This window comes from Lentilactobacillus kisonensis DSM 19906 = JCM 15041 (assembly GCF_001434135.1).
Taxonomy (GTDB): domain Bacteria; phylum Bacillota; class Bacilli; order Lactobacillales; family Lactobacillaceae; genus Lentilactobacillus; species Lentilactobacillus kisonensis.
This window is the reverse complement of the sequence record NZ_AZEB01000003.1, coordinates 131,104-145,228: the sequence shown is the minus strand read 5'-3', so window position 1 is coordinate 145,228 and position 14,125 is coordinate 131,104. Positions and strand designations below refer to the sequence as shown.

Genomic DNA, 14,125 nt, shown 5'->3' with positions numbered 1-14,125 from the left:
ATTTGAAAGCAATTAGGTGAGGGAATCGAGTGATTAATTCTGGTTATTTTTGAATTTAATCAGTAAATAATACATTAATTGTTATAATTTACTAAAATATCATAAATCGTCACCAATTTACGTAAAAAAACTATTGATTATTGGCTTGGAATCGCTTACACTAAATGCTATAGTTAAACAGTAAACAGGTATTAATAAATTTGAAAGTGGGCATTAAAAATGTTAGAAAAACAATATCGCGTTAATGCCGAGAGCGGCATCATGGCTCGGCCAGCAACTCAACTTGTAATGGCAGCCAATGATTATCAAGCAGCGATTACAATTATTTATCAAGGCCAACAAGCAGATCTTAAATCAATTATGGGTGTTATGTCATTAGGAATTCCAATGGGCAGCAATGTTCAAATTAAGTTTGAGGGTGAAGATGAACTTGAAGCCCTAAATGGAATTGATAAGCAACTTAAACGAGAAGCGTTAGTTGAAGATGTGGATGAAAGGCGTGAAGCATAAGCTGTCGGCTTTTATCTGATCTGATATGGAGGGCAGCTATGAATCGTATCAAATTAACGGTACCACTCATTAGTCAATCCCCTGAATTACCAACTGGCTGTGAAATCACGGCGGTAACAATGATGCTTCGTTGTGCGGGAAATGATGTTGGTAAAGTTCAGTTAGCAAAGGAGATGCCCTACGATCAATCTGATTGTAACAAAGGATTTGTCGGCAACCCGTTTACAGACGATGGTAATAGTATTTACCCGCCAGCTTTAATGGCGTTGGTAACTAGGTACGTGGGGGATGCTGTCAATTTGAGTGGCCAATCGGTTGATCAATTGATCGCCCACTTAGCTAAGACTAACCATCCAATCGTGGTGTGGGTCGGAAATTTCGATGGTTTCAATACTCATGCACTTGTGATGACCGGATTTGATGAGAAGGCCGTCTATTATAATGATTGCTGGACGGGAAAACGGGCAGCGTTATCGATACCTGAATTTGAAACGATTCGAGTAAATAAGCAGAAATTGGCATTGAGCTATTGAAGAGTGCGGAACCAAGCGGTTAGAAAGCGGAGTAACTTAGGTGTAGCTTTCTGCTTGGTGGAGCACGTTTTCTACTATGTTGAAAAAAAGCCCCCCCTGGATTTGAGGATTTTTGGTTGTAGTGCTTACACTCCGATTCCTGCTTTGTGGAGCGGTCCTACTCTATGAAGCAAGAGATCAAATTTTAGTAAAAAAGAGAAGTATCCTGTGTTTGGATTTTCGGGGGGGAAAAGACTTAAGTACAAGCCTCTGCTTTGTGCAGCCATTCCTAGCCCTTGAAGCCTAAGACTTACTATTAAGGCTCACGCTTCTACAATATAAAATACAATGGCATGATAATTCTCAGTTATAGGGAATTACCATGCCAATTTTAGTTTGAATATCTGGGTTACTTTCCCGCCTTAGTATCGGTTCCACTTAGCCGTTCAAAAAAGAGCCGGTGATTTTTTGAAAATGTTTCAATTAAGAGATCCATCAAAATCAACAAGAGAACGAATGAAAGAGCGAGAACAAATTTTTGAATAGTGGCTAATTCTGAATATGGTGCGTAGGAAGTCATATCTAGCAAACGTCCTTGGATAGCGAACGTTCCCCCAATGATGCCATATGCAATGACGTTTCGAAGAATGATTTGTATCCAGTTAGCTCTCTGACCAAATTTATCAGTTAGTTTGATCCCAACAACCCGCATGCCAATGGTCTTTTGATTAGCGATTTCGGTACCGATAATTAAGACGGCCCAGGCAACGAGAGTGATTGGCCACTGTGGCTTGATCACGATGCTAATAATATCACTGATAATTGTAATTAGGATCCAGTCCAGTGCCAAAGCGGTGCAGCGGCGCAGGGGAGAAACGGCTTGGCTTCTAGCGATCGCTGATTGACCAACCCGTTCTTTGCTTGGTAAATAGCGTCCGAGCCAAGCTGCCAAGCCACCACCAAGGCCACCGCCCAGTGTGTTTAAGAGCAAGTCGTCCACGTCGAATAGCCGGTAAGGCCGTGGATAGATGCCATAAAGGCCGGAAAATTGGGTTAGTTCATAAAACAGCGAGAGGCAGAAACTAAGTAGAAATGTCTGTTTCCAATTACGGTTGAAATAGTAATGGAGATAAAATCCAAATGGCAACGTCAACAGAAGATTAAATGCCGGCTGAATCACCGTTGGGGCTTTCAATGCAGCTAACCACGTTGCCGGGTGGGTCAATGAAAATGGATTATACTTGAAAAAGTTAGTTACAAACGTGAATGGAACAAAATTATGGGTGGGCGTTGTTAAATGAGCAACAAAGCTTCTTGATGGTAGTGGCAAAATGGTTAAAAAGTAGGCACATAACATGTAGAAAACGAATGTGTAGAGCATAAAAATATTCCATTTTGGTAAAGCCCCGTATCGGTGGTAACTTATCAAAAGGATTGGCAAAGTGATGATCATTGCAATAACTGGAAAGAAAATGGCGGCAGTATAGATAACATGAATATATTGTGACATGAAGTTCTCCTAAATAGAATTAGTTTTGATTAATGCCCTTGGGTGATGAGCGTCACGATGCCTAAAGCAACTGATAGAGCAAACATGAGGCCAAACATCACAGTATGAAACCATTTGTGCATAACGAAAAGGGCTAAGTATTCTCGAATAATAGCATTGGGTAAGAAGTAAAATGGTGTCGGGGCGCCTAACCCATAGGCGGCCATTTTTTGCTTGTGAGCAAGAATTCCTGCCCGTAAAGTATGGTAGTTATTAGTGACAAAAATTTTTTTACTTTGTTTAGAGCCACCATCCTGCTGAATTACTTGCGCGGAAAATTGCATGTTCTGATTTGTATTAACTGATCGATCCTCAACCAATGTATCAGTTTCTGGGACCCCGTGGTCGATGGCATACCTTTGCATTGCAACACTTTCAGGCAACTTTTCATCGCCGCCCTGGCCACCCGAGAAGAGTAGTTTAGCCCGTTTGTGAGTACTTTTAAGTTGTTGGTGATAGAAATCGATGGCTGTATTGATTCGGTTTCCCAGCAAGCGGCCAACTTTGTAACCATCGATTAAGCCGCTGCCCAAGACAATGATGTAATCTTTATCCTTCTTGGGAAAGTACCATTGGTAAACGATTATTGATGTGATGGTATTCCAAACAGTCAATAAAATGTAGAAAATAATCATTGTTAGAAAGGTGCTAATAAATGTTTGCAGCGGTGCTGGCGCGTGAATTGGGTTGAAGAAAACGAAAATATCAACTAAGATGACGCCGATCCCAACAATCAGTGTCAACGAGCTACTCAGACTATACCCTTCACGCCGCCAAACAATAATGGCATTGGCGAATAAAAAAATAAAGCTGAGCGTGAGGCCAAGAAAAATGAGTAGCCCAATTACCGCAATGATGATGCCAACGATAATCCCAAGCGTTACGTTATTAAAAATTGAAATCAATTGAACTAGCAAGATCAACAGTGTGATCAGTGATAAGTTTACCAGCCAACCAAGCAGCGATGAATTGCGGTTACGGATTAAATAAGTACATAAGGTTCCCCCCAGCAAAAATAAGATGATGAGGGTTGGAATTAGTATGACGGTCAAAGTAAACACCCCTTTATACCATTATATTTCAGTGGTGGAGGTTAGGCAAAAGAGAATTGGAAACGCGAAAACCCTGGCTGAAAATTCAGCGGATCTCCTTTATACTGGTGAGATGGACTTTTGGTAAAGGAGAAAGTAATGAAACGATATGATTGGTATCGAGTGGGCCAGTTCCTCTCGGTTTTTATGGGTGGGATGATCGGTGGTGTTGGCAGGTATGAGGTTGGTATTTGGCTTAACGACGGTCATTCACTGCTGGCGACAACTACTGTTAATCTAGTCGGTTGCTTTTTGTTAGTATTTACAATTTACGGATTAGATTTACATTTTGCCTTTCCAGAGTGGATTATCTTGGGGCTCGGAACGGGGATAATTGGGGCGTTTACGACGTTTTCAACGTTTACGGTTCAGTTTGTCCAGACAATTCAGACTGATAGCCTGACCGCAATTGGGTTTCTAGCAGCAAATTTATTTGGCGGCATGCTGATGGCGATACTTGGATTTGGAGCGGTTCAGCTCATTAAATGGCGGGTGAGAGAATGATAATTCTTCACGTTGCCTTGGGAGCAGGAATTGGTGCCATCTTGAGATATGAACTAACGGTATTGGGAAAGCGGGTTTCTCGGATTATTCCTTATTCAACAGCAATTATTAATAGCATCGGCTCATTAATCGCCGGGATCCTAACGGGAATGTTAATTACCAGTAGGTTAAGTGCCTTTTTGTTGACTGGCTTATGTGGTGGGTTGACGACTTTTTCGACGTTCACGACCGACACGTTTGTACTTTTGCGAAATAAACGGTTCCTAATAGCGGCCGTATACTGGATAGGGACGGTGATGGTTGGAATTGGCGCGGCAGCAATTGGTATTTGGCTAGGGATGCATGTGTGATGCGGAACCAAGCAGTTAGAAACGCTGGGAATGTTTGCTGCAGCTGTGTCTGGTGGCGTCTCCTGCCTTGCATAGTCTGTTTCTACAATGGTCGACCAGAAAGACACATTTGTACCAGCTGTGGGTGAGCAATCTTCAAAGCAGTAAGCGGTACAATGAACTAATAAGGAGGTGTTCACATCAATTCGAAAGTAAAATTAATGAGTCGAAATGGGCTGCAAATCATTGTGGGGGCGTTTATTTACGCTATTGCAATCAACGATTTCTTGATTCCTCATCAGATTGGGGAGGGTGGCGTAACCGGCCTGACGACAATTGGTTACTATGCGTTACATATTTCCCCAGCCTACACAAATTTTGTTCTTAACGGTCTCTTAATGCTGGTGGGTTTTCGGTTCCTTGAAAAACAGACGGTTTGGTACTCAGCCTGGGCGGTTCTTTGGATTTCAATTTTCTTAAAATTGCCACCTCTCTTGCACTATCACACGGATCAAACCATTATTCCAGCAATTTTCGGTGGCGTTTTAATGGGAATTGCGATGGGGATCATTTTCCGCGGCGAGGGCACGATTGCCGGGAGTACCATTCTGGCAAGAATCGTTAATCGTTACTTTGGCATGCAAAATGGGTCGGCAATGTTACTATTTGATTTGATGGTGGCAATTCCGTCGGTCCTAATCATTGGGCTGCAAAATATGTTACTGACAATTGTTGAATTAGCGGTATCCGCAGTTGTTTTAAATAATTTTCTATCGAGGTTTGGTGCGAAAAAGGCCGTGACGATTATTTCAGATCAGACGACCGAAATGACCGCTGAACTGTCACGAATTCTGAATCAAGGGATTACCTTGATTAACGCAGAAGGTTACTATCACCAAGAAAAGCGGCCAATGATTTACGTGATTTGTACGGACAAGCAAGTGGCGGAAATCGTCCCGGTAATTTCTAGCATTGATCCCAAGGCGTTCGTGGTGATCGATAATGTTCGGAGTGTGAAGGGGACCGCAATAAGCAAGCTACTTTAATTCAATTAAATAGTTCGAAAGTTAACCGTTCAGGGGAATCTTGATAACCCGATGAACGGTTTTTAATATGGTTTAGGATTCCGGTGGTTAAAGTTGATTATGAAAGTTTTTTACATAATAACTAACAAATCAATGGGGTTATGGTAGAATGAAAAAATGTGAGCAATCTTCAAAGCGCTGTTTGCTTGCATTTGTAATCTAAAAAGTTAAAAATATGCACAAAAAGTAATGTGAATTCGCTTACAAAATTGTGTATACTACTGGTATAGTTTTTCGATTACGGATTAATTCACGTTTTGCAAGCTCTTCTTGGGGGTGGTTATCGAAATAATTTCAAATTGGTATAGAATGATAAAAATATATTTAGGAGGAAAGTATGGGAGCATTAATCTTACCTTGGTGGGCTGCCTTGATTGGCTTAGCCCTTGCTATTATTTTAATTTTATGGAAATTGAATCCGGTTTATTCGCTGATGTTGGGAGCCATTGTGGGCTGCTTAATCGGTGGTGGCAATCTGGTTCAGACCATTAACGTATTGATTCAGGGATCTCAGAGTGTCATTGGGACGATCCTACGGGTAATCGCTGCTGGGATGCTAGCCGGTGTCATGATGGAATCCGGTGCGGCCGACACGATTGCCCGGGCGATTGTTAATAAGTTAGGTGATCGCTTGGCCCTGTTCAGTCTTGCGTTTGCGACAATGGTTATCACCGGTGTGGGGGTCTTCATTCCAGTGGCGGTTTTAATCGTTGCCCCAATTGCCCTGGAAGTTGGCGAACGGATGCATATTTCTAAATTGGCCTTGTTAGTTGCCTTGTCTGGTGGTGGAAAGGCCGGAAACGTCATTTCGCCTAATCCAAACACGATTGCGGCGGCGAAAGGCTTCGGTCTGGAACTGAGTCAAGTGATGATTGCTGACTTCATTCCGGCTGTTGTTGGTTTAATCGTTGCGGTCTTAGTGGCATCATTACTCAAAAATAAGGGATCTAAAGTTTTAGATGCCGATTTAGCTAATTTAACCCAGGAGACGAACGTGAAAGATTTGCCATCACTGGGATCATCATTGGTAACACCAGTTCTTGCTATTGTTTTACTTTTATTAAACCCAATTGGGTCAATTTTTCACATTGATGTGTTAACCAAGTTGAATCTGGATGCAATGTACGTGCTGCCAATTGCCGCTGTTGTTGGTGCCTTGGCAATGCGTAAGGGTGTTCATCTCAAAGCATATGCTCAGGCCGGCATTTCTCGGATGACTGACGTGGTGATGATTTTACTGGGAGCTGGTATGATTGGGGCTTTAATTACATCGTCGAGCCTACCAACTGAAATTATTAGTTTAATTAAGGTCAGCCACGTTTCTGGAGTCTTCTTAGCGCCAATTTCTGGAATTCTGATGGCTGCCGCAGCGGCATCAACTTCAACCGGCGTTATTTTGGCAACTGGTTCGTTCAGTAAAGCAATTTTAGGCTTTGGCGTGAGTCCATTAGCAGCTGCTGCCATGGTTCATACAGGAGCAACCGTTATTGATCATTTGCCTCATGGAAATTATTTCCACGTTACTGCTAACGCAATGCACATGGAAATTAAGGAACGCTCTCGTTCGATCGTTTACGAATCAATGGTTGGGTTATCAATGACGATCGTTGCAACGGTTATGTACGGATTTTTCTAATGAGCTAGGACAGCTTCGTCAGGCAGAAACTTGCATGTAAGCACCTCTGAGAAAAATTCCAAAACCAGGAATTTCCCTCAAAGGAGACTTACACTCCAGTTTCTAATCGCCTGACTCCGCTCACTTGTTTTTAGGACAGCTGCACAAAGCAGAAATCTGCACGTAAGCACCTCTACCAAAAATTCCAAAACCAGGAATTTCCGATAGAGGAGACTTACGTTCCGATCTCTAGGCGCTTTGTTCCGCTCACTTATTAGGACAGCTGCGCAAAGCAGAAACTTCCACATAAGCACCTCTAACAAAAATCCCCAAAGACCAGGGATTTCTGTTAGAGGAGACTTATATTCCAGTTTCTAAACGCTTTGCTCCGCTCACTTATTTTTAGGACAGCTCCTCCAGGCAGAAACCTGCGTATAAGCACCTCGGTCAAAAATTCCAAGCCCAGGAATTTCTGTCTAAGGAGACTTATACTCCGGTTTCTAACCGCCTGGATCCACTCACTTATTTTTAGGAGGATAACATGCTATGAAATTTGTAATTGCACCCGATTCATTTAAAGGAGGCTTGACCGCTAAGCAAGCCGCTGAAGCGATGAAGACTGGGCTTGCCCGGGTATATCCAGACGCTGATTTTACCTTGGTCCCAATGGCCGATGGTGGCGAAGGGACGGTTCAATCTCTTGTTGATGCAACCCGGGGGAACCTAATTACCGAAAAAGTGACTGGGCCACTTGGAAATCAGGTTGATGCTAAGTACGGTATCCTCGGTGATGGTAAGACCGGTGTCATCGAAATGTCACAAGCCAGTGGCATTCAATTTGTCAATGAACAGACCCGAAATCCATTAATCACGACCACTTATGGAACGGGTGAGTTAATTCTTAAGGCTTTGGACCAAGGAATTTCAAAGCTGATTTTAGGAATTGGCGGTAGTGCGACTAACGATGGTGGCGCCGGGATGGCTCAAGCAATTGGCGCTCGCTTACTAGATTCAGCTGGTAATCAGATTCAAGTTGGTGGTGGTCAACTTGATCAGCTTGAGCGAATCGATACATCTAAAATAGATCCGCGAATCAAAGACTTAGAGATTTTGATTGCTTCTGATGTGACGAACCCATTAGTAGGCAAGGACGGCGCTTCTGCCGTTTTTGGACCGCAAAAGGGAGCTACACCGGAGATGGTCGAGACCTTGGATAGCAATTTACAGCATTATGCTGCCGTTATTAAGGCCGATCTTGGCAAAGATTTGGCTAACTATGCTGGGGCAGGAGCTGCTGGCGGCCTTGGCGCTGGGTTACTCGCCTTCACCAATTCAACCATGGAAAAAGGGGTTGATATTGTGGTTGAGTATAGTGGCTTAAAGCAGAAGGCAGCTGGTGCCGATTTTGTCTTTACTGGTGAAGGGGGAATTGACTTTCAGACTAAATTTGGAAAGACCCCCTATGGTGTTGCTCTGGCAACCAAACAAGTTGCGCCAAAGGCACCCGTGATTGTAATTGCTGGTAGCGTCGGTGACGGAATTAGTGAACTATATTCTGAGAAATCGATTGACGCAATCTTTACCAGTGTCGCTGGCGTAAAAACACTACCAGAAGCACTGAATACGGCAACTCATGATGTTGCTCAAGTGGCAGAAAATATTGGCCGGTTGATTGAGAAAACGTTGACGAAGTAATTGCCTTTGGATTCAAAATGTTACACGTGAAACAAATCAGTCGGTATCGTAACACAATCATAGTGTCTATCTAAAGGTTCTACGTGGGGATTATTAATTATTTAGATACGCACTATGGTGAAATGGCATGTCTTTGCCAACTAATAGAGCTGCACAATCATTCTAAATTCAAGAATGACTGTGCAGCTCTATTAAATTTTGGGATCATCTCCCAGTTTATGTGGACGGATGCGCTAACCACGCTTATCATATTGGCATCGATGTAAAATAAAACGAGTAATTGGTATTTTAGTAACAGAATATGTGGCCGCTAGCTCTGAAAAGAAAGTATCACTTTGCGATAACACCTTTAAGTGGTATATCGGTAATTGGAGATCTCGATCAGGCTAGTTTAAATTTGGTCGATTATTTACCACCGTGCACACACATTATGATAACTTTAAACTGAATTAGTAGAATCTAGTAAATTTTTCCAGAATCCCCTCAGAATTCTCGAACTATATAGGATCCCCGCTTGGTAATCAAATAACAGATAATAGGTGTCACTTTAAAACTTGACTAGAAAATAGTGCGATTAGCACAAAAATCAGATCGCCACATCTTTATTATAAACTATTGTGAAATACTAAACAATATGATCAACGATAGTCATACTGAAATTAAAGGACACTTTGCTTGAAACCAACTAGGGAAATCTTTTAGTCTTAGCATTGTAGTGATGTTCATGAAAGAAGGGAAGTATTGCAATGAAAATTGGATTAATTGGTGCTGGCCACATTGGCAGTAATTTAGCTCGACTAGCCATCAAAAATGGCGATGACGTGATTATTAGTAATTCAAGGGATCCCGAAACATTGGCAGATTTGGTGGCCGAATTGGGACCGCATGCTAAAGCTGCGTGGGCTAAGGGTGCCGCGACAGAGGGTGACTTGGTTGTCGTGACAATTCCATTAAAGAATTATCAAACGGTTCCGGTTGAACCACTTGAGGGAAAAGTTGTGATCGATACAATGAATTATTACCCGGCAAGGGATGGTCATATTGCAGATTTGGATAGTGGTAAGACAACTACTAGCGAACTTCTACAAGCTCATCTGCCAGATTCAAAAGTCGTGAAGGCCTTCAATTCGATTTTTGCTGGGGACTTAATTTCAACTGCATTACCAAAGGAAGATCCTAACCGGCGAACATTGCCAATTGCTGGCAATAATGCAGCTGCTAAGATGGCTGTTGCGACATTAATTGATCAATTTGGTTTTGATGTCTACGATGCTGGTCCGTTGCGTGAGGGCTTTCGGTTCCAGAATGGGACGCCGGCCTATACGATGCGAGCTAATCGTGAGCAGCTCATTGAAGCATTGAAAAAAGGATAAAATGGTATTAAATAGGCGCAACTTCACTAGATTTTGTGGAAGTTGCGCCTAAACTGTTCTATTCAAGTTCTGATCATTAATGGCTCCAGCGCCATGCCATCACGATATCCATGATGGACATCACCACAAGGGTTGCGCCGAAGAATTGTAAGACGACTAGGACGGTACTAAATGGGTTAAACATCAGCAAAATCCCCACTAAAGCCAAGAGAATTCCGTAAAGGTTATTCGGAAATGGTGAGACGTTCACATATTGCCGGTGTTGCTGCATCCCATCGACCGTTTTGGAAATTCCCATGATCACAAGGGTTAAGCCGACAATAAACGGTAGAAATGCCAGCAATGGCTTTGCAAACACCCAAATGATGAGGGCAATGATTAGCTGGGAGACGCCCATTGTTAAGCTATAGCTCGTGACATCATCACGGGATCGTTGCCGCCAACCAGAGAGTAAGTTGATAATCCCAAAGACGGCAAAGAAGATGGCCAATATATTGATAAAGAGGTTGAGCGTTTCGTGCGGCTCAAACAAGAATAGTAAGCCAAAAATGATGTAGGCGATACTTTTGAGCCAAATATAATTTCGGATACGACTAATAAATGAGTACATTTTCATTCCCCCAACATAATTACTATCTTAATAATACGAGTAATGTTATCAAAACGACAGTAATTAATGCGGAAAATTTAGTATACTGACGTTGTGTTATCAAAACATTACCACTAAGGAGGCTCCAAATCATGCAGTACCCAAATCATCACCTTGCCCGTTTCATCGACCGGCCTAATCGGTTCATTTCTCATTGCCAATTGATTGATACAGGTGAAACCGTGGTGGCGCACGTTAAAAATACGGGAAGGACAACGATTCTGCAGCCTGGCGTAACGGTCTCGTTGGTTAAAAACGATAATCCAGCACGGAAAACGCAGTATGATTTAGTAGCTGCCAAGAAGTATGATTTAAACTGGATTAATATTGATTCTCAGGCGCCTAATAAAGTAGTCAAAGATGGGCTGACAGCCAATGACATTAAGCTGCCAGAAATCGCGAAAATTGTGCAGGTGATGCCAGAAGTCACCTATTTAGATTCACGGTTAGATTTTTCTGGGAAGGATGACCACAATCGCCCGTTTTTCTTAGAGGTAAAGGGGGTTACGTTAGCAAATCAAGGAATCGCAGCCTTCCCAGATGCGCCAACAACTCGGGGACTCAAGCACGTTCAAACATTAGAGCGGGCTATTGACGATGGGTACCTAGCTTATTTGTTTTTTGTCATTCAGATGCAAAATATCAGGACAGTGACGATTGATCAGGATATTTTTGAACCACTTGCACTTGAAATTGACCGGGCCCAGAAAAAAGGTGTTCACGTTGTGGCTTATGATTGTCGTGTGACACCAAATGAGTTGATTTTAAATCAACCAGTTCCGTTTGATCTCAATCAAATATTTACTAGTGATGGCTTACCATCGTCGATTACAAAATAAGCTATGATTATTTCTTGAAAGTATTCTGAACCGTGTTATTATGTTAAGGACGTTAGTGCGAGTGACTCGTGTATCCTTGTCGATCGCATTTGATTTGGCATTTTGGAAGGAAGCAACTTAATTATAATGGTAAGTAAAACATTGATCTTTGGTCACCGTGGCTATCCGCATAAGTTTCCAGAGAATTCATTAAAGGGATTCGCGTACGCAATTGCTCATGGTATTGATGGCTTGGAATTTGATGTTCATTTGACCAAAGATAACGTTCCGGTTATCATGCACGACGAAAAAATTGATCGAACAACTAATGGGAGCGGTGAAATTCGCTCGTATACCTTCAAGGAATTACGGCAATTTCAACTGAGTGATGGCGAGAAGGTACCGATGTTAAAGGAACTATTAGCCCTCGCTGATCACAAGCCCGTTCACTTAAACTTAGAATTTAAGACAAACGAGATTCATTATCGAAACATTGAACGGATGGTATTGGCAATGATTAAAGATTACGATCTTGTCTATCCGGTCATCTATTCATCATTTAACTTGGATTCATTAAAGATCGCTTACAAGATTGACCCAACTCAGCAGTACTGTTTCTTGTCAGAACACGACATTAAAAATCCACGGGAATTAATGGCGAAAGAACATTTGGTGGGGCTTCATTTGAGTCACTATGTGCCAATGCGTCACATCAAGGAAAGAATTTGGACTGTTGATGATCCCAAGGCACAAAAGCATTTGTTTGCTCAAAATGTGGCGGGAATTTTTACTAATAATTTTGAAGGTGCTGAGAAGGTTAAGGAAACTGTTTTAGCATAACCTTAGTAGGATTGAAATCAAATATAATATTCAGCTGACAGCCCATCTCAAATAGGAAGGTCACTATAACATCTCTCATCAATGTGGATGTTATAGCGGCCTTCCTATTTTGATTAATTCATTATTCCTGATTTATTAGACGGAATTGAAACCTGCAAGTTTAACTTCGAACAAACTGAAGCAAATTTATCACTTTAAAGAAACCTCAAGCTTTTTTCCTAAGGCGATGGCTAACTTTCCCAGCGTATCTAAGCAATCGGTCACTAATTGTTCAAAATATATTTTGAAGATCTGCCCTTGCCAATAAGTTGTATTCGCTGACTTTTCTTCAATTCACTAAGAGCTCGCTTGATTGTTATATCGCTGTATTGTGGAATCAAGGCTGTCAGCTCACTTCTGGACATTGGCTTTAATTCCTGTCCCAATGTTTTAAGAATTAAGTCCGCTGCAGATACTGATTTGTTTTGTACTAGGTTGAGCCGATCATTAAGATTGCGGTATGCTTGTAAAATGACACCCAAAAAATAATCTAGAAAGGGTGCATAGTCATTCTGGTTATTTTGCCAATTTAAAGAACTCTGCTTAAGCACTTCATAATAAGACTGCTTCGTTTTTTCAATTAGTTTTTCCAGGCTAATATACTTTCCGACATTAAGTTGTGCTTGATACATGGTTAACAGCATTAACAGTCTCGACATTCGACCGTTACCATCACGAAACGGGTGAATCGAAACAAAATCAAAGATAAAAGCACCCAATAAAATAAGTGGTGAAAAAGTTTGCTGATCGACTGCCAAGTTATAATTAGTACAAAGTTCCTGAACCAATTGCGGGGTTAAATACGCTGCTGGTGGTTGAAAACGAACTTTCTGTTTGCCGTTCGCATATTCGGTAATGATTTGATTATTAGAATCTTTGAATTGGCCCCCCCAAGTGCTATTGGTATAGCTAAACAAACGCTTATGCAGCGTTAAAATCGAACTGTTATTAATCGGAATGTAGGCGTACTGTTCGTGAATCAAAGCCAAGACGTCCCGATAACCTGCAATTTCCGCCTCACTGCGATTACGTGGGCTCGTTTTTTGATGAACCAATTGGTTTAACCGAGTGTTACTGGTATAAATTCCTTCAATTCGATTAGAAGCATCAGTACTCTGGACCTTAGCAACATTAACCAAGTGATCTAAGGCTTCTTTATAGGTGATTGACGTGACTGATAAACGTCCTTTAAGTTCATAAATTTGGTTCAACTTGTCATTCATTGAAGCGGTTATTTCTAAATGATTTAAAGTTTTATAATCAAATTTTTTCAGGGTCATCTCACTCCTTTCGGTATCATTTTACATCATTTGATACCGAAACTATATAGATGATACTGATAAAGTAAATAATATGGCGTCAATAGAACATCCATAACAAAAAATTAAATCGGCAGTTCGATCAGCTTCGGGCTTATAGAGCCGAAAAAATTAGCCAGGAAAAGTTTACGGGAACTCAGCGACAACGGCCGGGACTTTTTATCGCGAAGTGAACCGACTCAAGCTAAAAAAGCTTA

At 41.7% G+C, this 14,125-nt stretch carries 14 protein-coding genes; 10 read left to right on the top strand and 4 right to left on the bottom strand.

Annotated features, from left to right (window positions below; all coding sequences use genetic code 11):
* Positions 1-219 precede the first annotated feature (219 nt).
* Together FC98_RS03035 and FC98_RS03030 are read left to right on the top strand one after the other, a co-directional pair.
* Positions 220-510 (top strand): HPr family phosphocarrier protein, encoded by a 291-nt coding sequence (locus FC98_RS03035; RefSeq protein ID WP_008856167.1) that lies wholly within the window; start codon positions 220-222, stop codon positions 508-510.
* A gap of 38 nt (positions 511-548) precedes the next feature.
* Complete coding sequence (locus FC98_RS03030) at positions 549-1,043, top strand: C39 family peptidase (protein WP_054654535.1); 495 nt, start codon at positions 549-551, stop codon at positions 1,041-1,043.
* A 388-nt stretch (positions 1,044-1,431) separates the two neighbouring features.
* Here FC98_RS03030 and FC98_RS03025 read toward each other — a convergent pair whose 3' ends face one another.
* Both FC98_RS03025 and FC98_RS03020 read right to left on the bottom strand, forming a co-directional pair.
* On the bottom strand, positions 1,432-2,532 hold the full coding sequence (locus tag FC98_RS03025) for a VanZ family protein (protein WP_008856165.1): 1,101 nt from the start codon (positions 2,530-2,532) through the stop codon (positions 1,432-1,434).
* A gap of 29 nt (positions 2,533-2,561) precedes the next feature.
* Complete coding sequence (locus FC98_RS03020; RefSeq protein WP_169788684.1) at positions 2,562-3,623, bottom strand: YdcF family protein; 1,062 nt, start codon at positions 3,621-3,623, stop codon at positions 2,562-2,564.
* 138 nt (positions 3,624-3,761) lie between these two features.
* On the opposite strand from FC98_RS03020, the gene FC98_RS03015 reads away from it, so the two are divergent.
* The 6 genes from FC98_RS03015 (at position 3,762) to FC98_RS02990 (ending at position 10,263) form a co-directional block, all read left to right on the top strand.
* Positions 3,762-4,166: a fluoride efflux transporter FluC gene (locus FC98_RS03015; protein ID WP_040471190.1), complete on the top strand. Its 405-nt coding sequence runs from the start codon at positions 3,762-3,764 to the stop codon at positions 4,164-4,166.
* Entirely contained in the window at positions 4,163-4,516 is a 354-nt protein-coding gene (locus FC98_RS03010; RefSeq protein WP_008856160.1) for a fluoride efflux transporter FluC, read from the top strand. The genes FC98_RS03015 and FC98_RS03010 overlap by 4 nt, the downstream gene beginning before the upstream one ends.
* A gap of 200 nt (positions 4,517-4,716) precedes the next feature.
* On the top strand, positions 4,717-5,541 hold the full coding sequence (locus FC98_RS03005; protein WP_008856159.1) for a YitT family protein: 825 nt from the start codon (positions 4,717-4,719) through the stop codon (positions 5,539-5,541).
* A 376-nt stretch (positions 5,542-5,917) separates the two neighbouring features.
* Complete coding sequence (locus FC98_RS03000) at positions 5,918-7,216, top strand: GntP family permease (protein WP_056949177.1); 1,299 nt, start codon at positions 5,918-5,920, stop codon at positions 7,214-7,216.
* 525 nt (positions 7,217-7,741) lie between these two features.
* Complete coding sequence (locus FC98_RS02995; protein WP_008856154.1) at positions 7,742-8,890, top strand: glycerate kinase family protein; 1,149 nt, start codon at positions 7,742-7,744, stop codon at positions 8,888-8,890.
* Positions 8,891-9,636: 746 nt separating this feature from the next.
* Positions 9,637-10,263 carry an NADPH-dependent F420 reductase gene (locus FC98_RS02990; protein ID WP_056949176.1) on the top strand — a complete coding sequence of 209 codons (627 nt, stop codon included), beginning with the start codon at positions 9,637-9,639 and terminating at the stop codon, positions 10,261-10,263.
* Positions 10,264-10,339: 76 nt separating this feature from the next.
* Here the strand turns inward: FC98_RS02990 and FC98_RS02985 are convergent, their stop codons facing one another.
* Positions 10,340-10,873 (bottom strand): HdeD family acid-resistance protein, encoded by a 534-nt coding sequence (locus FC98_RS02985; RefSeq protein ID WP_040471186.1) that lies wholly within the window; start codon positions 10,871-10,873, stop codon positions 10,340-10,342.
* Positions 10,874-11,004: 131 nt separating this feature from the next.
* Between FC98_RS02985 and sfsA the strand changes: the two genes are divergently transcribed.
* Positions 11,005-11,751, top strand: a complete 747-nt coding sequence (gene sfsA, locus FC98_RS02980) for a DNA/RNA nuclease SfsA (protein ID WP_056949175.1) — start codon at positions 11,005-11,007, stop codon at positions 11,749-11,751.
* 126 nt (positions 11,752-11,877) lie between these two features.
* A complete protein-coding gene (locus FC98_RS02975) occupies positions 11,878-12,570 on the top strand; it encodes a glycerophosphodiester phosphodiesterase (protein ID WP_008856149.1) in 693 nt (230 codons plus the stop codon).
* A 263-nt stretch (positions 12,571-12,833) separates the two neighbouring features.
* Here the strand turns inward: FC98_RS02975 and FC98_RS02970 are convergent, their stop codons facing one another.
* Positions 12,834-13,889 (bottom strand): Fic family protein, encoded by a 1,056-nt coding sequence (locus tag FC98_RS02970; RefSeq protein ID WP_008856148.1) that lies wholly within the window; start codon positions 13,887-13,889, stop codon positions 12,834-12,836.
* Positions 13,890-14,125 lie beyond the last annotated feature (236 nt).